13 protein-coding genes are annotated in these 22,737 nt (G+C 58.3%); 5 read left to right on the top strand and 8 right to left on the bottom strand.

The window, feature by feature from the left end; genetic code table 11:
- Positions 1-10: 10 nt before the first annotated feature.
- The 4 genes from QPM17_RS09485 to tmpT all read right to left on the bottom strand — a co-directional run bounded on the left by QPM17_RS09485 (position 11) and on the right by tmpT (position 5,704).
- A complete protein-coding gene (locus QPM17_RS09485; RefSeq protein ID WP_285390432.1) occupies positions 11-1,555 on the bottom strand; it encodes a SpoVR family protein in 1,545 nt (514 codons plus the stop codon).
- Positions 1,552-2,841 carry a YeaH/YhbH family protein gene (locus QPM17_RS09480; RefSeq protein WP_285390754.1) on the bottom strand — a complete coding sequence of 430 codons (1,290 nt, stop codon included), beginning with the start codon at positions 2,839-2,841 and terminating at the stop codon, positions 1,552-1,554. The genes QPM17_RS09485 and QPM17_RS09480 overlap by 4 nt, the downstream gene beginning before the upstream one ends.
- A gap of 53 nt (positions 2,842-2,894) precedes the next feature.
- On the bottom strand, positions 2,895-4,817 hold the full coding sequence (locus tag QPM17_RS09475) for a PrkA family serine protein kinase (RefSeq protein ID WP_285390431.1): 1,923 nt from the start codon (positions 4,815-4,817) through the stop codon (positions 2,895-2,897).
- A gap of 233 nt (positions 4,818-5,050) precedes the next feature.
- Entirely contained in the window at positions 5,051-5,704 is a 654-nt protein-coding gene (gene tmpT / locus QPM17_RS09470; RefSeq protein ID WP_285390430.1) for a thiopurine S-methyltransferase, read from the bottom strand.
- Between the two features lie 99 nt (positions 5,705-5,803).
- On the opposite strand from tmpT, the gene QPM17_RS09465 reads away from it, so the two are divergent.
- The 5 genes from QPM17_RS09465 to QPM17_RS09445 all read left to right on the top strand — a co-directional run bounded on the left by QPM17_RS09465 (position 5,804) and on the right by QPM17_RS09445 (position 17,840).
- Positions 5,804-6,733 (top strand): D-2-hydroxyacid dehydrogenase, encoded by a 930-nt coding sequence (locus QPM17_RS09465; RefSeq protein ID WP_285390429.1) that lies wholly within the window; start codon positions 5,804-5,806, stop codon positions 6,731-6,733.
- A 517-nt stretch (positions 6,734-7,250) separates the two neighbouring features.
- Entirely contained in the window at positions 7,251-15,488 is an 8,238-nt protein-coding gene (locus tag QPM17_RS09460) for an Ig-like domain-containing protein (RefSeq protein WP_285390428.1), read from the top strand.
- Positions 15,489-15,498: 10 nt separating this feature from the next.
- On the top strand, positions 15,499-15,789 hold the full coding sequence (locus tag QPM17_RS09455) for a hypothetical protein (protein ID WP_285390427.1): 291 nt from the start codon (positions 15,499-15,501) through the stop codon (positions 15,787-15,789).
- A complete protein-coding gene (locus QPM17_RS09450; RefSeq protein WP_285390425.1) occupies positions 15,776-16,393 on the top strand; it encodes a hypothetical protein in 618 nt (205 codons plus the stop codon). The genes QPM17_RS09455 and QPM17_RS09450 overlap by 14 nt, the downstream gene beginning before the upstream one ends.
- Positions 16,394-16,517: 124 nt before the next feature.
- On the top strand, positions 16,518-17,840 hold the full coding sequence (locus QPM17_RS09445; protein ID WP_285390424.1) for a YihY/virulence factor BrkB family protein: 1,323 nt from the start codon (positions 16,518-16,520) through the stop codon (positions 17,838-17,840).
- Here the strand turns inward: QPM17_RS09445 and QPM17_RS09440 are convergent.
- From QPM17_RS09440 to QPM17_RS09425, 4 genes are all read right to left on the bottom strand, one after another.
- On the bottom strand, positions 17,837-18,877 hold the full coding sequence (locus QPM17_RS09440) for an HDOD domain-containing protein (RefSeq protein ID WP_285390423.1): 1,041 nt from the start codon (positions 18,875-18,877) through the stop codon (positions 17,837-17,839). The genes QPM17_RS09445 and QPM17_RS09440 overlap by 4 nt on opposite strands.
- A gap of 124 nt (positions 18,878-19,001) precedes the next feature.
- On the bottom strand, positions 19,002-20,231 hold the full coding sequence (locus tag QPM17_RS09435) for a DUF445 domain-containing protein (RefSeq protein ID WP_285390422.1): 1,230 nt from the start codon (positions 20,229-20,231) through the stop codon (positions 19,002-19,004).
- A 258-nt stretch (positions 20,232-20,489) separates the two neighbouring features.
- Positions 20,490-21,224 (bottom strand): 16S rRNA (uracil(1498)-N(3))-methyltransferase, encoded by a 735-nt coding sequence (locus QPM17_RS09430; RefSeq protein WP_285390421.1) that lies wholly within the window; start codon positions 21,222-21,224, stop codon positions 20,490-20,492.
- A gap of 10 nt (positions 21,225-21,234) precedes the next feature.
- Positions 21,235-22,587 (bottom strand): adenosylmethionine--8-amino-7-oxononanoate transaminase, encoded by a 1,353-nt coding sequence (locus QPM17_RS09425; protein ID WP_285390420.1) that lies wholly within the window; start codon positions 22,585-22,587, stop codon positions 21,235-21,237.
- Positions 22,588-22,737 lie beyond the last annotated feature (150 nt).

The following is a 22,737-nucleotide window of genomic DNA, read 5'->3' as shown; positions in this document are numbered from 1 at the left end:
GGCCTCGCGGTCACTCCTCATCCAGGTCTTTCGGCGGGCAGTGGGCTTCGTCCACTACCAGGCCGTCATCCACACTCTCCAGATGTACATCGAACCCCCATAGCCGATGCACATGGCGCAGCACCTCATCCGTGTCGTCGCCCAGTGGCACCCGGTCTACCGGGATGTGACGCAGGGTCAGCGACCGGTCACCCCTGACATCCACATTCCAGACCTGGATATTGGGTTCGCGATAGCTCAGGTTGTATTGCCGTGCCAGCTTCTCACGAAGGATGCGATAACCAGGATCGTCATGGATCGCGGTGATCCGGTAAACGTCTTCCTGGTCGTCATTCTGGATGGCGAACAGCTTGAGATCCCGCATTACCTTGGGCGACAGGAACTGCTGGATGAAACTTTCATCCTTGAAGTTTTTCATGGCGAAATGCAGGGTTTCCAGCCAGTCCGAACCGGCAAAGTCCGGGAACCACTGACGGTCTTCGTCGGTTGGATTTTCACAGATCCGCCGCAGGTCTGTGAAGATCGAGAACCCCAGCGTGTAGGGGTTGATGCCTGAATACCAGGGGCTGTCAAAGGGTGGCTGGTAAACCACCGCTGTATGGCTCTGCAGGAATTCCATCATAAAGCCATCGTTGACCAGACCCTTGTCATACATCCGGTGTAGCAGGGTGTAGTGCCAGAAGGTGGCCCAGCCTTCGTTCATCACCTGGGTCTGGCGCTGCGGGTAGAAATACTGGGCCAGCTTGCGCACGATACGGATGATTTCCCGCTGCCAGGTCTGCAGCAGTGGCGCATTCTTTTCAATGAAGTAGAGAATGTTCTCCTGGGGCTCTTCCGGATAACGCTGTTTGCGTTTTACCGGGTCTTCGTCCTCGCCCATCTTCGGAATTGTCCGCCACAGGTCATTCATCCTTCGCTGCTGGTATTCCTCCCGCTCTTTCTGCCGGCGAGCCTCTTCCGCTGCCGAGATGGGCGCAGGGCGCTTGTAACGGTCAACACCATAGTTCATCAGGGCATGGCAGGAATCCAGGATCTCTTCCACCGCGTCCACGCCATAGCGCTCCTCGCATTCGGCCACGTAGTGTCGGGCAAATACCAGGTAGTCAATAATGGCGCTCGCGTCGGTCCAGGTGCGGAACAGGTAGTTACCCTTGAAGAACGAGTTGTGACCGTAGGAGGCGTGGGCAATCACCAGTGCCTGCATTGGCAGAGTGTTCTCTTCCATCAGGTAGGCAATGCAGGGGTTGGAGTTGATCACGATCTCGTACGCCAGCCCCATCTGGCCCCGCTGGTACCCCTTGGAAGTAGACAGGAACTGCTTGCCGAACGACCAGTGATGGTAACCAACGGGCATGCCGACCGAACTGTAAGCGTCCATCATCTGCTCGGCACTGATGACTTCCACCTGATTGGGGTAGGTGTCGAGCCCGAACTCTGCGGCGCACTTGGCGATTTCCTCGTCGTACTTTTCAATCAGCGGGAAGGTCCACTCCGAACTGGTGGAAATGGGTTCCCGGGTTCTCGGCTCGTTGGGTCTGTCGATGATGTCGGTCATGCGGCTTTCCTCTCGAACAACTGGCGGAAGACCGGATAGATCTCACCGGGATCGGATATCTGCTGCAGCGCGAAACTCTGGGGGAACCGCTCCTGAATCTTCTCGTATTCGTACCACAACATCTGGTGATCCTGGGGCGTGATTTCCACATAGGCGTAGTACTGCACCAACGGCAGAATGCTGTCGGCCAGCAATTTGCTGCAAATGGGGGAGTCATCGTTCCAGTTGTCGCCGTCCGAGGCCTGGGCCGCGTAGATGTTCCATTCCGCGGGGGAATAGCGGGACTCAATGATCTTGTGCATCAGCTTGAGGGCGCTGGAAACGATAGTGCCCCCGGTTTCGCGGGAGTAGAAGAACTCTTCCTCATCCACTTCCTTGGCGCTGGTGTGGTGGCGGATGAACACCACTTCAATTTTTTTGTAGTTCTTTTTGAGGAACAGGTACAGCAGGATAAAGAAGCGTTTGGCGATGTCCTTGTGCATCTGGGTCATGGACCCGGATACGTCCATCAGGCAGAACATGACAGCACTGGTTGCCGGTTGGGGCTTCTTGATGTGCTGGCGATAACGCAGGTCGATCTCGTCAATAAACGGAATGCGACGAACGTTGGCCTTCAGTTCTGCGATTTCTTCTTCCAGGGCCTTGATCTGGTCTTCATGGCTGAAGGCAGCATCCAGATCCGCCGGCGCACTCTTCAGCGCGGCGAGCTCTTCCTCCATCCGGCGGATCTTCTTGCGGCGAGCGCCACTGAGCCCAAGACGGCGGGCATGGGCGCCTCTCAACGAGCGCACCACATCCAGTTTGGCCGGCACGCCGTCGGTGGAAAAACCGGAGCGAACATACTTGAACGCTTCGGTATCCTTAAGCTTCTTGCGGGCAAGGTTGGGCAGTTCCAGATCGTCGAACAGGAAGTCCAGGAACTCTTCCTGGGTGATCTGGAAGGCAAACTCATCCATGCCTTCACCATCCGGACTGGCCTGGCCCTGCCCCTGGCCTTTACCACCGCCACCCGGGGGCTTGGGGACGGTATCGCCGGTCACGAACTCCTTGTTCCCGGGATGGACCATTTCCCGTTTGCCGCCCTGGCCATGGTGGAAGATGGGCTCATCAGTATCCCGCGAAGGGATGCTGACGTTCTCACCGCGCTCAATGTCGGTGATTGAGCGCCGGTGAACCGCATCCGCCACTGCCTTTTTGATATGTTGGCGGTAGCGGCGCAGGAACCGCTCGCGATTCACTGCGCTCTTGTTTTTTCCGTTCAGTCGCCGGTCGACTACGTGGGTCATACCCATAGCGTTACTCCAGTTCAGCGCACGTTTTCAGCACCTGAGTGGCTGACTTAATGAGACTTACGAACCCTCAGGTACCACTCTGCAAGGAGGCGGACCTGTTTTTCCGTGTAGCCTCGATCGACCATACGCTCGACGAACTGCTTGTGCTTGTTCTGATCCTCCTGGCTGGCCTTCGGATTGAAGGAGATGACCGGCAACAGGTCTTCGGTATTGGAGAACATCTTCTTCTCAATCACACTGCGCAGCTTCTCGTAGCTGAGCCAGGAGGGGTTGCGGCCCTGGTTGTTCGCCCGCGCCCGCAGCACGAAATTGACCACTTCGTTGCGGAAGTCTTTCGGGTTACTGATGCCAGCGGGCTTCTCGATTTTCTCCAGTTCGTCGTTAATGGCTGAGCGGTCGAGAATCTCCCCGGTTTCCGGGTCGCGGTACTCCTGGTCCTGAATCCAGAAATCGGCGTAGGTGACATAGCGATCGAACAGGTTCTGGCCATACTCGCTGTAGCTCTCCAGATACGCTGTCTGGATTTCCTTACCGATGAACTCCACATAATGGGGTGCCAGGAACTCCTTGATGAACCGCAGGTAGCGGTCCTGGGTTTCCGCCTGGAACTGCTCCTGTTCTATCTGTTTTTCCAGTACGTACAGCAGGTGGACAGGGTTCGCAGCCACTTCAGTGGTGTCAAAGTTGAAGACCTTGGACAGGATCTTGAAGGCAAAACGGGTCGACAGTCCGTCCATGCCTTCGTTTACCCCGGCTGCATCCCGGTATTCCTGGATCGATTTGGCCTTGGGGTCTGTATCCTTGATGTTCTGGCCGTCATACACCCGCATCTTCGAGAAGATGCTGGAGTTTTCCGGCTCCTTGATGCGCGACAGAATGGAGAACTGTGCCAGCATATCCAGGGTGTCCGGGGCGCAGGGGGCGCCGGACAGGGAGCTGTCCCGCAGCAGTTTGCGATAGATATCAATCTCTTCGGTAACGCGCACGCAGTAGGGCACCTTGACGATGTAGACACGATCGAGGAACGCCTCATTATGCTTGTTATTCCGGAAGGTCTGCCACTCCGATTCGTTGGAGTGAGCCAGGATAATGCCGTCGAACGGCACCGAGCCCATGCCTTCGGTGGTGTTGTAGTTGCCTTCCTGGGTAGCGGTCAGCAGCGGGTGCAGAACCTTGATGGGGGCCTTGAACATCTCCACGAATTCCATCAGGCCCTGGTTGGCCTTGCACAGGCCGCCGCTGAAGCTGTAGGCGTCCGGGTCATCCTGGGAGTAATCCTCCAGCATGCGGATATTCACCTTGCCCACCAGTGCGGAAATGTCCTGATTGTTGTCATCCCCCGGTTCGGTCTTGGAAACACCGACCTGGTCCAGAACCGATGGATATTTCTTCACCACCCGGAACTGGCTGATGTCGCCACCATACTCATGCAGGCGTTTCACCGCCCAGGGTGACATGATGGATTTGAGGTAGCGGGGAGGAATGCCATATTCCTCTTCCAGGATGCCGGCGTCTTCCGCCGGGTCGAACAGGCCCAGTGGGGACTCGTTCACCGGAGAGCCCTTGATGGCGTAGAAGGGCACTTTCTGCATCAGAGATTTGAGCTTTTCAGCCAGTGAGGACTTACCGCCGCCAACGGGACCAAGCAGGTAAAGGATCTGTTTTTTCTCCTCCAGGCCCTGGGCGGCATGGCGGAAGAAGGAGACGATGTTTTCCACGGCCTCTTCCATGCCATAGAACTCGGAGAATTCCGGGTAACGCTTGATCACCTTATTGGAAAAGATTCGGGAGAGCCGGGAGTCACGGGATGTGTCGATATGCTCCGGTTCGCCGATTGCCAATAACATCCTTTCTGCGGCTGTGGCATAGGCCGCCGGGTCCTTTTTGCAGATCTCCAGGTATTCCTCAAGGGAGTATTCTTCCTCCTGAGTTGATTCATACCGGTCTTTGAAGTGCTGCATGATGCTCATAGATGGCCCCTCGCTTGCTCTCTTACCGTTTAAAGACAGCTTTCAATTCACGCAATATCCCCGTTGCTGTTGGATCCGCCGCTCCGGACGGTTTATATGGTTATGGGTGGAAGTATAGGAAGCACCAGACCGAATTACGCTAGTGCGTTTATTGCGGTCTGGTTACTTTGAGCTTAGTTCAAGCTTCCGGACTTGGACAGCGGTAGAAAGGTTAAGGTTCATTAAATTGTGTATCAGCGTTTCCTGAGCCGAAACACGCTTTCGGTCGCTCCGGCAAGGCCCTTGCGCTTGGTAAAGGGGTGATCCTTGGCGAGGGTATTGGTAAGGATGTGTTCTATTTCGTAATCGGCGGAGTACAGTTCCCGGACTTCGTCGTCGCTGACATTGAAGGGCGGGCCCTTGATCTCAGTGTCGTAGTCCAGCGTGATCAGCAGAATTCGTGTGCCGTCCGGAATGATCGCCGTGAGGTGATCCACATAGTCCTTGCGCATGTGGGGTGGCAGCGCAATCAGGGCAGCGCGGTCGTAGACCAGCCGTACGTGTTGCAGATCTTCCGGTACCAGCTGGAAGAAGTCGCCACACCAGAGTTCGAGGTTGTCATGTTTGAAGGTGATGAAGGGCTCTCCGGGATGAACACTGGCCTTTTCGCCACCTTCTTCGAAGAAGTCCTTGCAGGCAATCTCGCTCAGTTCCACACCGATGACCGGGTGGCCGCGGTCGTGAAGCCACCACATGTCGTGGGCTTTACCGCACAGAGGGACGAAGACGGCACCGACGCCATTGCCGGCGAGTTCTGGCCAGTGGTCGTGGAGGTACTGGTTCACGGTGCCTTCGTGAAAGCCGATTTCTTTTTTGGCCCAGCGCTCGTGCCAGAATTCGTGTTCCATGTGTGTTCCCCTTTTTTCGCCGGTTGGAGGTTTTGTTCAGTCTAACTTAATCTTGGGGGCTGATGGTTGACCAAAAACATCACGAATAGGGATGGACTAATGAAAGCCGTATTTCTGGATGCAGACACACTTGGTAGCGATGTGGACCTTTCGCCCATTGAGGCAGTGACCGGTGAGTTGGCCAGGCACCCGCGAACGTCTCCCGAGCAGGTGCAGGAGCGTATAAAGGGATTTGATACGGTGCTGGTGAACAAGGTGGTGTTGTCGCGGGAGCATTTTGAGGCATGCCCGGAGCTGAAGACCATTGCGGTGGTGGCCACGGGGTTGAACAACATTGATCAGGAGGCTGCCAGGGATCATGGCATCAAGGTGATGAATGTGACCAACTACGGCCGTTCCACCGTGGCGCAGCACACCATGGCATTGATGCTGGCGCTGGCCACGCGCCTGCTGGATTACGACCGGGATGTGCGGGCCGGGCGCTGGGGGCAGAGTTCGATGTTCTGCCTGATGGATCATCCGATCATGGAGCTGGAAGGGCGAACCTTGGGAATTGTCGGTTATGGCGACCTGGGGCAGGGCGTTGTTGAGCGTGCAAAGGCATTTGGGATGAATATCCTGCTCGGTGCGCGACCCGGCCAGGCGACCGGAGAGGTGGACGGTTATCCACGGATTCCCATGGATGAACTGCTGCCCAGAGTGGATGTGCTGTCACTCCACTGTCTGCTGACCGACGAGACCCGCAACCTGATTGGCGCCCGCGAACTGAAGATGATGAAAAAGGAGGCGCTGCTGATCAACACCAGCCGTGGTGGGCTGGTGGATGAACAAGCTTTGGCCGACGCCCTGCGGGCGGGGACGATTAGCGGTGCCGGTTTTGATGTGCTGACGGAAGAGCCGCCACGCAACGGTAACCCGCTGCTGGCGGACGATATTCCCAATTTGATTGTGACGCCGCATTCGGCCTGGGCGAGCCGGGAGGCTCGGCAGAGGATTGTGCAAATCACCGCGGAGAACCTGGCACAGTAACCCTGAAGCTGGCTTTCTCATCCTGGCCACTTCCAGCGGTAACAAGTGTTTACCTGATGTAACTATTAACGCCAGGATTCCTTGTGTCTGTTGGTTCATATTCATCACTAACAGAATGTTAATGATCTATTTCTGGTATTGGTATCGACGTGCCCTCCAGGACCAGATTTGGGACACATTGGTGCTGACGTGCCTGCATTCTGTTCAGTGCCGACAGGCAGATAGCCAATTACCGCTGAGACCTTCCCAAGAAGAGATTGCCTAAAATATGAAGCCCTCACTGCGTCAAAATCGCGTGCTTGTATGCCTGTTTTTTTTATTCTGTGCTGCCGGGATAAGCGTCCCGGCGATCGGAGCACCGCCGCCTGATGGCGTATATTCATTCGCTGGGGCCACGGACAATGGCGATGGTACGTTCACCACTGCCGACGAGTTTTTTCTAATATCGACGGATGACCCACAAGGAATCCAGGCGGATGGCTATGGAGCCTTTATCAATGATGCGACAGCGCGGAGTGTGTCAGGGACTGCTTATATTGAAGTGAAGGTAGCGGGTGGTGGGAGTTTTCAGATTACTGGCGCAGTTCTGGGCGAGTATTCTGGAAGTGCCACCCCGGACGGCAACGATTTTTACAATGTACGCCTGGTTGGCTATCGGAACGGTCTGGAGGTTGCCTCAACTGGCTTACACGACAGTTCCGGTGTCTATCAAACAGCCTACCCATTGGATTACAGTGCCTTCTCAGGCACGACCATCGATACAGTGAGAGGTTATTACTCCTGGCTGGGGTCTTCGAATGCGATTCTGACCTACACCAATCTGGAGAGCATGACGGTTGTCGCGGCCACGGTAACTGAGCCCCCTTCCTACGAAAATGGTACGCCGCTGGTAGGGAGCATCGACCTTTCAGGTGGGGTTCTTTCTGTCGACCTGGATAAAGACGGGACCGCTTACTATGTCATCGTTGCAGATGGGGACGGGGTGCCGAGTGCCACTCAGGTAAAGTCAGGTCAGAACTCGGCGGGATCCGCCGCGCTTATAAGTGGCAGCTTTAGCACAGTGGGTACCACAGGCAGTGAGGCATTCAGCGGATTGGCACCAGGCACGGCTTATGATCTGTACGCAGTGGCCGAAGATCTTGAAAGTCCTGCCAATCTTCAAAGCGCGCCAACGAAGGTAGACTTTTCCACCGCCTCGCCGGACAGCGATGGCAGCTTGACGGCCAGTGCTTCGGTAGTGGAGCCAGTGGCTCTTGCCACGACGGCGGATACAGTTGGCGAGGCCGTTGATGTCTTCGATTTCACTCTCACCGATGGCGGCACCAGCGACGGCCTGGCCATGAACGTCTCACAGGTGACCGTCAACGTCTCCGGAACCAGCACGGATACAGAACGCTCCAATATTACCTGGCGGCTTAACGGGCCGGATGCCAGCAACGTGACCGGTACCTATAACGCGGCCACTAATACGATCACCTTCTCTTCGCTGGCTGTTTCTGTTGCAAATGGTGGCAACGAAACCTACACCGTCAACGCCTACTACAACGACAACACCAACCTGACCGAAGACCATGCGATCGTCCTGTCGGTGGATGGCGATACCGACCTGACGGTGGGTGGCTCCGGTACCCAGATGGGGGCTACCTCTGCCGTTAGTAATGGCTCGGGCACGACCGTTGATGTGGTGGCCTCGCAGCTGGCGTTTACCACCCAGCCTTCAGGCTCGGTGTCCGGCAGTGCCTTGATCACCCAGCCTGTGGTGACCGCCCAGGATGGATTCGGCAATACCGATATCGATTTCACCGAAACCGTCGCCCTGACGGAAGCTAGCGCCGGATCACTGACAAACAACACCCAGGCAGCAGCCAGCGGTGTTGCGACGTTTACTGGGCTTACCTACACCGCCACAGCGGATCAGGAGAGCTTTACCCTGACGGCAAATGACCAGGATGGCGTTGGTAGTAATCTGTCGACAGCAGATGCCAATGCGGTGACTACCGATGTGGTGGCCACCAAGCTGATCTTTGATACTCAGCCCGCACCCGCCACAGTCTCCAGTGGCGTGGCTACAGCGTTTTCCACAGTTCCAGTGGTCACGGCCGTTGACGGCAATAACCTCCCGGATACCGGCTACTCAACTGACATAACGCTTGCGGAAGTCAACGGCGCCGGCACCGCCAGCCTGACGGCAACGGGCGACACTGATGGCAACGGCGCTACCGTCTCGCTGACGCCCGTTTCAGGCACTGCGACCTTTACGGACCTGCAGGCCGTTTACACGGCGTCTGGTTCGAGCAATGAAACCTTCAACTTACGGGCCTCGTCTGGTGGGTTGTCTACTGCTGACAGCACCGAGTTAACCGCCAGCGTGACCCCCACCATCCGCAGCGTCTCCGTTCCGTCCAATGGTACGTATGTGGCCGGGCAGAATCTGGATTTCACGGTTAATGCCAGCCAGCCGATGACCGTGAACACGGTGGGTGGCACTCCACGTCTTTCCCTCACGGTGGGCGGCTCGGTCGTCTACGCCAGTTATGTTTCCGGTAGCGGCACCAGCGCCCTGACATTCCGGTACACCCTTCAGGCGGGCGACCTTGATGCGGATGGCATCGGCGTCAATGCCCTGGAAACCAATGGCGGAACCCTGCGAGATGGCTCCGGTAACGACCTGGATACAACACTGAATTCAGTAGGGAGTACCAGTTCAGTTCTGGTGGATGCAGTGAACCCAACCGTCAGCAGTGTCTCTGTGCCGTCAAACGACCGGTATGTCGCAGGCGAGAGCCTGGACTTCACCGTTAATGCGAGCGAGAACGTGACGGTTAATACCGCCGGCGGAACACCCCAAATTCCTCTGTCAGTAGGCAGTACCACCCGTTATGCCAGCTATATCAGTGGCAGTGGAACCTCCGCCCTGGCCTTCCGATACACCGTGCAGGCGGGAGATGAAGATGCAGACGGCGTGGTCGTCTCTGCGGCGGTCGATCCGAATGGCGGCACGCTACAAGACGGTGCGGGCAATGACCTGGCGACCACCTTGAACTCGGTGGGCAGCACCAATGACGTCCTCGTGGATGCGGTGACACCGGCCGGCTACTCGGTAAGCATGGACGATGGCATGCTGAACGCGTCCGAATCGGTCTCTGCCAGCTTCACCTTTGCCGGTGCTGAGATCGAGACCGACTACAGCTATACCGTATCCAGCAGCGGGGGTGGTACACCGGTGACGGGTAGCGGCACGATTGCCAGTGCCAGCGACCAGATTACCGGCCTTGACCTGTCAGGTCTCGGTGACGGCGCCCTGACACTGACCCTGATCCTGACCGATGCCGCCGGCAATAGTGGTACTGCGGCGACGGACACGGCAATGCTGGATGCCACTGTTCCCAGTGGTCACAGCGTCAGCTTCGATGACGGAACCCTGAACAGCACCGAATCCGGTTCCGCCAGTTTTACCTTTGCAAGCGCTGAGGCGGGTGCGGATTACAGCTACACCATTTCCAGCAGCGGTGGTGGTACACCGGTCACTGGCACAGGCACGATTGCCAGCGCCACTGACCAGATCGGCAGTATCGACCTCAGCAGTCTGAGTGACGGCACCCTGATCCTGGCTGTGACCCTCACGGACGCGGCCGGCAACAGCGCCAGCGCGGTCACTGATACAGCGATGCTGGATGCCGCTGCTCCCGACGGTCATGGGGTCAGTTTCGATGACGATGCGTTCAACAACACCGAAGCAGGTGCTGCCAGCTTCACTTTCAATGGCGCGGAAGTGGCTGCGGATTATAGCTACACCGTATCCAGCAGTGGCGGCGGCACGCCGGTCACCGGCAGCGGCACTGTTGCCAGCGACGGAGAGCAGATCAGCGGTATCGATCTTGGCGGGCTGTCTGACGGTACCCTGACTCTGTCTGTAACCCTGACGGACACCGCTGGAAACAGCGCCGGAGCGGTAACAGATACTGCTATCCTCGACACCACGGCGCCTGCAGGCCAGGGCGTGAGTTTCGATGAAACCGATATCAGTGCCGCTGAAGCAACCTCTGTGAGCTTCACTTTCAATGGTGCGGAAGTGGGTGCGGACTTCAGCTACAGCATTTCCAGTAACGGCGGCGGCACGCCGGTCACTGGCATGGGTACCCTGTCTGATGGCTCCCAGCAGATCAGTAGCGTGGATGTCAGTGGTCTTGGCGATGGGACTCTTACCCTGTCTGCTGAGTTGACGGACGAGGCAGGTAACCAGTCCTCTCCAGTCACCGCAACGGCCACGCTGGATGCGACGGCGGCCTCTACCACTCTGGATTCGCCGGCGGAAGCAGTGACCAACGCGGCATTTACTGTATCCATCACGTTCGATGAGCCGGTCAGTGGTTTCGCGGTGGGGGACATCACTGTGTCCAATGCCACTGTGGGAAGTTTCGCGGGTAGCGGGGCCAGTTATACGGCCACGATAACACCCACCGCCGATGGCACTGTCACCGTGGATGTTGGTTCCGGTGTTGCACAGGACGCAGCGGGTAACCCCTCTACGGCCGCGACTCAGCTTTCCCGGGTATACGACGGCACGGCGCCGGCGCCCGTCATCACAACGGATGTAACGGCAGACGTCACCAATGCGCCAATCGGATTGTCGGTCGACTTCGGTGAAACCGTTACCGGCTTTGTGTCTGGAGATCTGTCCGTCAATAACGGCTCGGTTACCGGGTTCACCGACTCGGGTAACGGCCTGTTTGCACTGACGGTTGAAGCGACCGGTGAGGGCGATGTAACCATTGAATTGCTGGCGGGCGTTGCCGAGGACGAGGCGGGTAATGCCAGTGAAGCCTCTGATCCATTGGTTATTGCTTTCGACGGTTCTGGCCCTGTTCTTCAGAGCTCCGTGCCGGCGCCAGGCGCCAGCGACGTTCCCTATGAAAGCGACCTGACATTGACGTTCGACGAGCCAGTGTTTGCAGGCGCCGGGGAGCTGGTGGTCCAGGACGCCACCGAAGGCGTCGAGCACACGCGCCTTTCCGTGACTGACTCACAGATTTCCATAGACGATGCGCAGGTTACCATCGTCCTGGACAAGGTTCTGGTGCCAACGCACGAGTACTACGTTACCTTCGCTGCGAACAGCCTGGAAGACGCAGCCGGTAATGGCTGGGCTGGCATCTTGAGTGGCACCGCCTTCCGTTTCACCGTCGGTAATCAGGCACCGGAAGCCGACAACGACAGCGCGACCCTGGATCAGAATACGCGAGTGGCTTTGGACGTGTTGGCAAACGACCTCGACCAGGAAGGGCGCCTGAACCCGGCCAGTGTGCGGGTTATTACCCAGCCGGCCCACGGCCATGCGTCCGTGGAGACCAGCACGGGTGCTGTAACCTATGAGCCGGAGCCGGATTACACCGGCCCGGACAGCTTCACCTACGTGGTAGAGGATGAATTCGGTGGTGAATCCAATGCGGCGACGGTCAGCCTGAGCGTTGGGCCGGCCGGCCTTCCGCCGGTCACCCGTGGGGATGTCGCCACGGTAGCGCCCGGTGGCACGGTGGCTCTCGCGCCGCTGGCCAATGACCGCGCCGCCGCTTTGGGCGTGGCGCTGAACCTGCAAAGCGTAGAACTCGTCCTCAGTCCTCATTTCGGCACGGTCCAGTGGGTGGATGGTGAACTGACCTACACCGCAGCTGAAGAGTTTCAGGGTGTCGAAAGCCTCGCCTATACCGTGGCGGATGCCAATGGTGTCCGTTCCGCAGTAACTCATCTGTTTATCAACGTGGCTGATGGCGCCGCCGCTCCGCTTGCGCGGGATGACTCCGCCGACACAGAGATGGCTGCTGAGGTTGCGGTGGATGTGCTCGCAAATGACGAAGCCACGGGTAGCGCACTTGCCAGTGGCACTGTTGAACTTGCCAGCCTGCCGCGCCACGGTGTGGCCGAGGTTGACGCAGCCACCGGCGCAATTGCTTACACGCCGGATGCGGATTTCCGGGGCGAGGATGTTTTCCACTACACCGTCCGTGATGACCGTGGCCTGGTGTCGGAATCAGCGCTTGTCACGATCAACGTCGGTCTTGCGGGTGTGCCGGTGGCTGAAGACGATCGGGTTCAGGCCATGGACGGTGCAACCCTCGCAATCAACGTGTTGGGCAATGACCGTGGATTGGCTGTGGCGTTGAACCCGGCAACCCTGAGTGTGGTGGATAACCCCGCCCAGGGACTGGTAGCACTGGACATCGGGGCCGGCGTTTTCCGCTACACCCCTGATGATACCTTCGATGGAACCGATACCTTCACCTATACCGTCCAGGATGAGGATGGCCAGGTATCCGCCCCAGCCACGGTCACAGTGACCGACCAGCCGGGCAATAACCGGCCCCTGGCCAACGATCTTGCCCTGACGGTGGCCGAGGACAGCGAAACCAGCGTGTCACCAATGACCAATGACCAGGACCTCAACGGCACCCTGGATACGGCGTCACTGCAGGTTGAGCAGCAACCGTTGAATGGCACCCTGACCCTAGGTGCCAGTGGCGCATTCAGCTACACGCCAGGGGAGAATTTCTACGGTGAGGACCGCTTTACCTACACCGTGGCAGACGACACTGGCCGTACATCCCGGTTGGCCGTGGTTCGCCTGGTGGTGGCGCCGGTTCCGGATGAGCCACAGATCTCCGGTTCGCCAACCACGACCGTTCCAGCCGGTAACGCGTATCGATTCACCCCCGTGGCGACCGACATCGACGGCAATCCATTGACCTTCAGTGTGGCCAACCTGCCGGACTGGGCAACGTTCGATGTGCAGAATGGACGTATCAGCGGCACGCCGGAGCTGGACGACGTGGGTAGCTACGGTGACATCGTGATAAGCGCCAGCAACGGCGACGAATCTTCGGAACTGGCTGCCTTCAGCGTTCGGGTAACCGACAATTCCGGCGGTTCCGACGACGGTGGTCAGGGCGAACCTGAAAGCCCTGTAGCACCAGGGTCGGACGAGCGTGCGGACATTCCGCTCATCGACCCGGACAACCCTGCTGTTGAGGTAGGCAACCACCAATGGCCCTCCTACACCGACGATCAGCCTTCGAAGGCCCGGTATGAAACCACCTTCGTGGACGCGGCAGGCGAGAAGCGGAGTGTGTCGATCCTCGTGGATGATCCCCAGGCGCCGCTGCCTGCGACGGAATCGCCCGACGGGTCCGGACGGCAGACACTGACCTTCTCGCAAACCGACGGCAGTGAACAAACCGTTGCCGTGTCGCCCTCGGGCGAGACAACGATCGCCGTGTTCGCGCAGGCCGGTGATGCCAACCCTGCCAGCAGGTTGACCAGCGATGTCGCCGAACTGAGTGTCACGGCCCTGGCGGGTGGCGACATGCGCAGCGCAGTGGTCATCGAAAACGGTGGCGGTGGCAGCAGCGAAATGACGGTCGTCCAGTCAGCCAAGGGCGGGGTACTGGTGTCCGGAACCCGCTATTCGGCCGACGGTGCCGTGCTTGAAACCACGACCGTCCAGTTCGATATGGTGCCCGCTGATATTGAGCTGGCTGCCGACGGCACGGTTTCACTGAGGGGTGAGGTGACCAGTGGCAGCGACACGACTGCTGTAGAGTATCGTGTGACGCCCGCCGGAACGGTCAGTGCTGTTAGCCAATACGCGGATGGCATCAGCACGCCGGTGTCATCTGGTGTGACGGTTCGTCAAGGTGGTTCGGTGGGCATGGTCATGGCCGATGGGCACATCGCCCTTGAGCAGCCCTATACAGGCGGTGGTGCCGAGCACCAGGCCAGCGTGGCCCGTGATGGTCAGGTGCAGTATATCGATGGTAGCGACGATACCACCAATCTGCCAGCCGGTTCGATTCTCGTCATTGATGGCGATCAGGCATCTACCGGCGACCGCGATCTGGACCCTGATGGCAACGGGTTGAACCGTGCCGGTGAGATTTCGGGATCGGATGGCGGCCAGCCTACCATCAGCCGGCTAGAGGTGACTGACGTTTCCAATGGCAACGAGTCGGTCTTCGTCAGTCCGGCAGCGGACGGTGATGGTATTAATGCATCCCGCTCGCTGTCTGAGGGCGAACTGTCGGCCAGGATTCGCCTCGACGGCACATCGGTCCATCGACGGTCAGGGCGTGATGGCAGGCGGGATAACCAGGCCCGCTCCCTGATTCCCGGCAGCCTGTCGTTGTTCTTCAACGACCGCATAGTGACCGTGGCTGACGAAATTGACGCCACAATGCTGACTGAGCTACTGGACAATGGTGAGGTCCGGCACGAGGTGGCCACGGGCGGTGAGTCCACTCGTGCCTTCAGCTACCTGCCAGGCTCATCCACGGTCATGGAGCGGGACGGCGATGGTCTTGCCAGGGTAGTGACCCGCGCAGCCAAAAACGGCCGTTCCCTGGAAGCAACCGCCAATGCCGACGGCAGTGCCCGCCACCGGTTGATCAATCGCCTGGGTGAGCGCTCCGCGGCGGATATCCGGGTTCCCGGCGCCTTCACCAGCCTGAACGAGGATGGCAACCTGCGCAGTCGAGTGAGGCTTGAGGGTAGTGATGTGTGTGCCTGGGTGGAAACCTTTGGTAACGGTGAAACCGGCACCGGATTCGGGACCTACGACCCCGATACACTGGCCTGTCAGGGCGTGGAAAGACCCACAAGCCTTGAAAGCCTGTTTGAAGCGGGCAACTCCGTCGCTGTTGAGAGCGAGTCTGGTGAGCACACCATTACCATCGAAACCCGCGTGACGCGGCCGATCCGGTTCTGAGGAGATGATGATGTATACAGTAGCCCGTAAGTCCGTTCGTCACGCGTTCCGCACCAGTGCGTTGGCCCTGGTGGTATTGCTATCCGCTTGTGGCGGGGATTTTGATGAGGAGCAGAGCAGCACCCGTTTGTACCTGCAACAAGGGGATGAAGTGGAAGTCTTCAGGGGTGATGAACTGACGAGCCCGTCAGAGGATTCGAGGATTGCGGTACGCCATGAACAACAGGGTGACCGCAAGTTTGTAACCATGCTGGCGGGAACGGCGGAACTGGTCAGGGGAGACTACTATGCACAGCAGTAATCGATGGCAGTGGCTGACAGGGTCCCTGCTGATTGGGGCCATTCTGGCTCCGTCCAGTGTGTCAGCAGCCAGTGGTGATGTATTAGTCGGCACCCAGTTGGGCGGTTCATCCCTCGCTGCGGATACCGAAGGGCCTGGCGCGGCCTTTTCCAGTTTTGATCATGGCACGACGCTGTCTGGCTCGGTTTTGGCTGGCTATGAAGGTAGCTATGGCGATCGGGCTTACCGGATAACCGGAACCCTGGGCCATGCAAAATGGGATAACGCGCGCTCGCTGGAAGCATTGGGGGGAGTGGACTTTCTCTGGCGGCAGGCTGATGGCAGTGGTGTTGTATATGCCGGTCCAAGGGTCGGGGCAGTTCGCTTCAGTGATGACATCACCGACGACATCAATACGGAGTTTGCCTGGGGCGCCGAAATGGGGGCGCTGACGACACTGGGCTCTGCGCCCAGTTCCAACGGCCGACCATTGTCGGTGGGCTTGTTCCTGCGCCACACGGTCATTGATGGCCGACAGTCTGGCGTGGCCAGCAATGGCCTTGAGCGTGACATTAGAGTGAGTGGCCAGACCTGGTTTGGTTTTCAGGTACTCCTTCCGTTGTAACGAACCGAGGGGGCAGCGCCACTGAACCGAAACCGCTAGTAAAAGCCACACAATACGCCATACTTTGTTGTGATTTGGTATCTGACTGATAATCTGTACAAAACACTGGCAAACAGGATGTTGTGTGGCTTCTTTCCAATTCAAGGACCGGCTCCAGGACGCTGAAACCTGGATACTGGCCAACCCCAACCCACCGCAAAGCTGGCCATGGACCTGGTTATACAAGACCGGTCGTACCGCCTATGCCCTGGTGCGGGACATTATTGCCGGCAATCTGACTCTGCACGCCATGAGTCTGGTGTATACCACGCTGTTGAGCATTGTGCCGTTGCTGGCGCTGAGCTTTTCGGTGCTCAAGGCGCTGGGAGTGCACCAGCGCATGGAACCTTTCCTGTACCAGTTCTTTGAGCCCATGGGCCCGCAGGGCGTGCAGCTGGCCGAGCAGATTCTCGGGTTTGTGGATAACATGAAGGTCGGTGTGCTGGGTTCCGTAGGCCTGGCTCTGCTGGTCTACACCGTGATTTCACTGGTCCAGAAGATCGAGCGCTCCTTCAACATGATCTGGCGGGTGCCGGACATGCGTTCCATGGCTCAGCGCTTCAGCAATTACCTCAGCGTTATCATGGTTGGCCCGCTGCTGATGGTGTCGGCCATCGGCATCAGCGCCACCATTTTCTCGTCGGCGTTTGTCCAGGCGTTGATGGAAATAGAGCCGCTAGGGTCAGTGGTTGTCTTCGCCACCCGCTTCACACCGTTCATGCTGGTGGTCGGGGCGTTCACCTTCGTCTATGTGTTTATTCCCAATACCAGAGTGAAGCTCCGCTACGCATTGATTGGTGGCCTGGTGGCGGGCATTTCCTGGCAGGCGGCGGGAATGCTGTTTGCCTCTTTTGTGGCAGGTTCGGCGAAGTATGCCGCCATCTATTCCAGCTTTGCCATCGGTATCATCCTGCTGATCTGGCTATACCTGAACTGGATCATCCTTTTACTGGGCTCCAGTATCGCGTTCTATTTGCAGAACCCCGGGGCAGTGGCCAAGCGCAGAGAGGTAAGGCTGTCTCCAGAACTGCAGGAGAAAACCGCTCTGGCGTTGATGTGGCTGGTGGCAAAACCCTTCAGTGAGGGCCGGCCAGCGCCTCAGCAGGAAGAGGTTGAGCAGAAGCTGAGGGTGCCAGGAGAGGTGACACGAGGTGTCAGCGACAAACTCATTCGTGCACGTCTGCTGGAGTTGGCGGGTCGTAATGGTGACTGCCTGCTCCCCGGGCAGTCACTGGACAGGATTACCGTTGGCGGTGTCCTGGAAGCCATTCGCCACGACGAGGATCGTGTGGTGGACCGGCTGCCTTACCTGGTGCCTCAACACCTTCTGGCCCAGACCCCTGAAGGGGACTCCGTCTCCTTTGCCGAACTGTTGAGGCAGGAAAGCGAGGCCGGGAAAAAACGCTAGGCCCTGGTTTTGGCGCCTGCCTCCAGAACGTCAAGGATGACTTTACGCACCCGGGTAAACTGCGGGCCCGAAAGGTGAATGATGCGCAGGACGTCCTCCTCCGGCATATTGCGCTGGTGGGCATGGCGAAGCACTTCTCTGGTTCCCACAATAATGCCGTCGTTCAGGGGGGTATGCTTCTGCTTCGGCGCAGGCCGTTCCGCCGCCATCAGGTGCGCATGGTACTTGGGCGGAAGGTTCCAGGCGTTGGCGAGCAATTGGGATGTGGCCCACTGGTAGCGGGACAGGGCATCATGTATCAGAGAGGGAGGCGGTTCTGTCATCCCGGGTTCCGCCCGGCAGATCCGCTGCAGTTCCCTCCTGAGGGTAATATAGGAGAGTGCTGGCAACAGCCCTGCCATGAAATAGACACTGGCGTCCTGGCCCTGAATCTTTGCAATCAGCTCGGCACTGCGCGCACAGGTCAGCCCCCAGCGCCACACCCTCTGGGCAAAAAGGGCTTCCCGGCTGTTTCGTGCCGCCATCATCGGGCGCATGATGGCAGCAGAAATCACGTTGCGAATACCGTCCAGGCCCAGCACAAAAACGGCCTGATCGACGGAGTCAATGGACTGGTCGCCGGGCCGGAAATAGGGGCTGTTGGCAATCTGGAGTAACTGGTCAGTCAGTGCGGGATCGTTAAGGATGATGTTGGTCAGGCGATGTCGATCTGATGTCTCGTCCGAGAGCGCCTGCATCAACATTGGCAGGGCCATTGGCTGGCGCGGCAGCTCGTCGAGCTCCTGATGAGTAATTCGCCAACGCAGTTTTTCCAGTACATGCTCCCACTGGCCGGTCTCGGCTCTGAGCGTTGTGGGGGAAGAGTCGAGCAGCCAGCAGAACAGGTGCTCTTCCAGTTGATCAACCAGGGCGGGGTTTGTTTCCGCGTTGTCCTGGGGCAAAGCAACCGGATTGAGCAGGCGGGATTCGGGTGCTGATAGGGTTGCTGTCTTGTTGGGAGAGAATAATCCTGAAATCCAGGAAAGAAAGCCTGGCATCCAATGCCTCCGGGAATAGAATAGTCGCCGGGAAATACACACCCGTGTCCGACGAGTATAAAGCCCAGCAGCCGTTATTCCCAGCGTAAAGCGCTACAACTGCCGGTTTTCCCGGCATTAACGGTCAGAGAACGGAGCCGCCGAACACAAACACCAGCTGGCCGATACCGGCAGCGAAGCCCAGGAAGGCTCCCACCAGAATCAGTTTGATCTCATCCTCCTGAAAACAGGGTCGCAGCAGGTCCTGGAATTCCTCCGAGGAGAGGGCAATCATGCGTTCGACCATGATGCTCTCTACCGCTCGTGCGCGATCGGTTTCAAATACGGGGTTGTTGAACGAGGTCTGCGAAATCTCAATGGCTTTCTGGCCCACCTGGTTCTTCAGGGTGGCGAATCCGGTGGGCCCAAAAGCCATCTGGGTCAGGGCCTTGCCCATACCGGCGGTTTCGTCCACCAGTGGTTTGATGTGTTTTTTCACCATGTTGCGGGCCCGGTCGCCCTTCGGGCCTTCCAGTATGGAGCTTACAATATTGCCGACGGTGAGGATTTCATGGGTAACGATATGGCAGAAGGATTCAGCCACTTCTTTCTGGCGCTTCAGGAACAGTCCCTGGAGCCGCACCGGCCCGATCTTTTTCTCATGTAACGGTCGGAAGATGACGTTCAGTGCAATCCAGTTGGTGGCCCACCCCACCAGCAAGCCGAAGAAGGGCAGTACCCACCAGCTCTGGTAGAAATACCAGACAGTCATCTGTATAAGGCCGAACAGGAAGCCGAAGTAAAAGCCGGAGTTGATAATAAAGCGGAACTCCACTTCGCCGCATTCGATGAAGATCCGGTTCAGCAGGCGCTTGTCTTTGGCCAGGCGTTCGATAACCATACTTTTGATGTCCAGCAGGTCTTCGATATTGTCGGAGACATCGCCGACCAGGTTGTCCACCAGTTGCGGGGTGGCTTTGCGTACCCGGTCGTAGACCATGTTCCTGGCGGAGGATGGCAGGTTTTCCCAGAAGGTGGGGTATTCCCTGAGCATGAGTTCGTCGACGTATTCTTCGGTGCGGGGTTCGACGGTGTAAATGATGTGGGCGGCGAGTACTTCGGGGTCAATCTGCTGGAAGATCTCCCGCACGGTGCCGATCTTGGAGATGGTGGCGTCGACGCTGATGGCGGCCATTTTGCGGGCTTTGGAGGGGATGATTCCCTGCCAGCCCAGCAGTGGCGGTTTGCCGACGAATTCCAGCGGGTAGAAGGTCATCTTGATGGCCAGCCAGTTGGTGGTCCAGCCAATCAGGGCGGCAATAACCGGGATACTGAGGTATTGCCAGAATTCTGGGGTGCTTAGCAGGCTTGTCATCCGGTGTTCGCTTTTTGTGTTCTGGAGTTCGCTGCATTACGGGGAGGCGTTTCCAAAACACGCTCGAGCACATCCATGTGGCGCTTGGGCTCCGCCATCCATGGCTCCGCACAGTTTTGGAAACGCCTCCCCGTAATGCAGCCCCGACTACGGAGTTGTCCGAAACGCTCTTTTTACCCGACAGGGATAATGTTGTCAGGCACCGCTGCTGTCAATGACTTGGCTGCCTGCATGCGACGGCGGCACGGTCGGAAGTTGTCAGCTTCCGATGTCTCCCCATAACCACTGACACAGGGTCATTGCCGCTACTGGCGCCGTTTCTGTTCTGAGGACCCTTGGGCCAAGGGCGACGGGGAGGAAGCCGGCGGTTTCGGCGGCGGTGATTTCTTCCTGGCTGAGGCCGCCTTCGGGGCCGATCATCAGGGCAACCCGGGTGGGTTTGGTCATGGTGTCCAGGGATTGTTCTGTACGATGGTGGAGTACCAGGCGCAGGTCGCAGTCGCTGGTGTGGTGGAACCAGTCCGTCAGTGTCATAACCGGTAATATCTCCGGTACCCGCGCGCGACCGCATTGTTCGGCAGCGCTGATGGCGACGGATTGCCAGTGGCGCAGGCGTTTGTCTTCGCGGTCGCCCCTGAGTTTTACGTCGCAGCGTTCGGTGGTGAGGGGCACGATACGGGTGACGCCCATTTCCACGGCTTTCTGCACGGCGTAGTCCATCCGGTCGCCCTTGGAGAGGGTCTGGCCGAGGACTATCTCCAGAGCGGACTCAGTGGTGTTTTCAACTGGCGGGCCGACCCGGACTTCCACCCGTTTCTTGCCCGACTCGGTGATGGCGGCTGTATAGTCGTTGCCGTCGCCGTTGAACAGCAGCAGTTCCTGGCCGGGCTGCATGCGCAATACGCGGCCAACATGGTGCGCCGCGTTGTCATCCAGTCCAGTGGTGGCTCCCTCGCTCAGAGGAGAGTCCGTGTAGATACGAGGGATGCGCATGGTGTGTCCGTCAGTCCTGTACTGCGATTTCGATGCCTTCCGTAGCTACCTGGGCCAGGTGGCGGATCTGTTCTTCGGTGATCACGTAAGGTGGCATAAAATAGACCACGTTGCCCAGTGGGCGCAATAACGACTGGCGGGTGAGGGCATGCTGGTACACCCGGATGCCCCGGCGTTCCTGCCAGGGGAAGGGCTCTTTGGTGGCCTTGTTCTTTACCATCTCCACCGCCAGGGTCATGCCGTGCTGGCGGATGTCGCCGACGTTGGGATGATCGGCCAGGTGGGCCACGGAGTCTGCCATGCAGGCGCTCAGGCGTTTGTTGTTCTCGATGACGTTGTCGTCGCGGAAGATGTCCAGGGTCGCCAGTGCCACGGCGCAGCCGATGGGGTTGCCGGTGTAGCTGTGGCTGTGCAGGAAGGCCTTCAGGGTTTCGTAGTCGTCGTAGAATGCGTTATAGACGTTATCGGTGGTGAGCACCACGGACAGCGGCAGGTAGCCGGCGGTGAGGCCCTTGGACAGGCACATGAAATCCGGGGTTATGCCGGACTGCTCGCACGCAAACAGGGTGCCGGTGCGGCCGAATCCCACGGCGATTTCGTCGGCGATCAGGTGTACACCATAGCGGTCACAGGCTTCACGCAATTTGGTGTGGTAAACAGGGTGATGCATGCGCATACCGCCGGCACACTGGATCAGGGGCTCCACCACCACGGCGCAGATTTCGTCGTGTTTTTCCGCCAGCAGCGCGTCCATAGCCTCGAACTGGCGCAGGGCATATTCCTCGTCAGTCTCACCCGGTTCTTTGTTGAAGGCGTCCGGGGAGGGGGCTGTCAGCACTTCCATCAACAACGGCTGGTAGGTGTCCTTGTAGAGGGAAACATCACCCAGGGCCAGGGCACCCAGGGTCTCTCCGTGATAGCTGTTGCTCAGGTTCACGAAGTTTTTCTTGGCCGGTTTGCCGTGGTTCTTCCAGTAATGGAAGCTCATCTTGAGTGCGGCTTCGATCGCCGAAGAGCCGTTGTCGGCGTAAAAGCACTTGTTGAGGCCTTCAGGCGTAACTTCGATAAGCCGTTCTGACAGGTTTACCACAGGCTCATGGGTAAATCCCGCCAGGATCACGTGCTCCAGCTGGCCGATCTGTTCCTGGATAGCAGCGTTGATTCTGGGGTTGGCGTGACCAAACAGGTTAACCCACCAGGAGCTCACGGCGTCGATGAAACGGTTACCCTCAAAATCTTCCAGCCAGACGCCTTCGCCCCGTTTGATCGGGACCAGTGGCAGGGCTCCTTCGTGGTCTTTCATCTGGGTACAGGGATGCCACACGGACTTCAGGCCGCGGGCGACGAGGTCGGCATTGCGCATGATAGATCTCCGTCAGACGCTCAGGTTGTGAATTCTCGGCGGTTAACCTGTGCGGATATTACAGTTAACAGCGGCCGCTGACCACTATGCCATCCGCCATCGACTCATGGGCCAATGTTCGCCGGTGCAGCGCCCCCCAGAATGATCTGA

Origin of the sequence: Marinobacter azerbaijanicus, assembly GCF_030250645.1 — a bacterium.
Taxonomy (GTDB): Bacteria; Pseudomonadota; Gammaproteobacteria; order Pseudomonadales; family Oleiphilaceae; genus Marinobacter; species Marinobacter azerbaijanicus.
The sequence above is the reverse complement of the archived record's forward strand: the minus strand, read 5'-3'. Positions and strand labels throughout refer to the sequence as shown.

Excerpts from the sequence above, each read along its gene's own strand:
- QPM17_RS09485 (WP_285390432.1), bottom strand. The coding sequence starts at position 1,555 with ATGACCGACATCATCGACAGACCCAACGAGCCGAGAACCCGGGAACCC.
- QPM17_RS09480 (WP_285390754.1), bottom strand. The coding sequence starts at position 2,841 with ATGACCCACGTAGTCGACCGGCGACTGAACGGAAAAAACAAGAGCGCA.
- QPM17_RS09475 (WP_285390431.1), bottom strand. The coding sequence starts at position 4,817 with ATGAGCATCATGCAGCACTTCAAAGACCGGTATGAATCAACTCAGGAG.
- tmpT (WP_285390430.1), bottom strand. The coding sequence starts at position 5,704 with ATGGAACACGAATTCTGGCACGAGCGCTGGGCCAAAAAAGAAATCGGC.
- QPM17_RS09465 (WP_285390429.1), top strand. The coding sequence starts at position 5,804 with ATGAAAGCCGTATTTCTGGATGCAGACACACTTGGTAGCGATGTGGAC.
- QPM17_RS09455 (WP_285390427.1), top strand. The coding sequence starts at position 15,499 with ATGTATACAGTAGCCCGTAAGTCCGTTCGTCACGCGTTCCGCACCAGT.
- QPM17_RS09450 (WP_285390425.1), top strand. The coding sequence starts at position 15,776 with ATGCACAGCAGTAATCGATGGCAGTGGCTGACAGGGTCCCTGCTGATT.
- QPM17_RS09440 (WP_285390423.1), bottom strand. The coding sequence starts at position 18,877 with ATGCCAGGCTTTCTTTCCTGGATTTCAGGATTATTCTCTCCCAACAAG.
- QPM17_RS09435 (WP_285390422.1), bottom strand. The coding sequence starts at position 20,231 with ATGACAAGCCTGCTAAGCACCCCAGAATTCTGGCAATACCTCAGTATC.
- QPM17_RS09430 (WP_285390421.1), bottom strand. The coding sequence starts at position 21,224 with ATGCGCATCCCTCGTATCTACACGGACTCTCCTCTGAGCGAGGGAGCC.
- QPM17_RS09425 (WP_285390420.1), bottom strand. The coding sequence starts at position 22,587 with ATGCGCAATGCCGACCTCGTCGCCCGCGGCCTGAAGTCCGTGTGGCAT.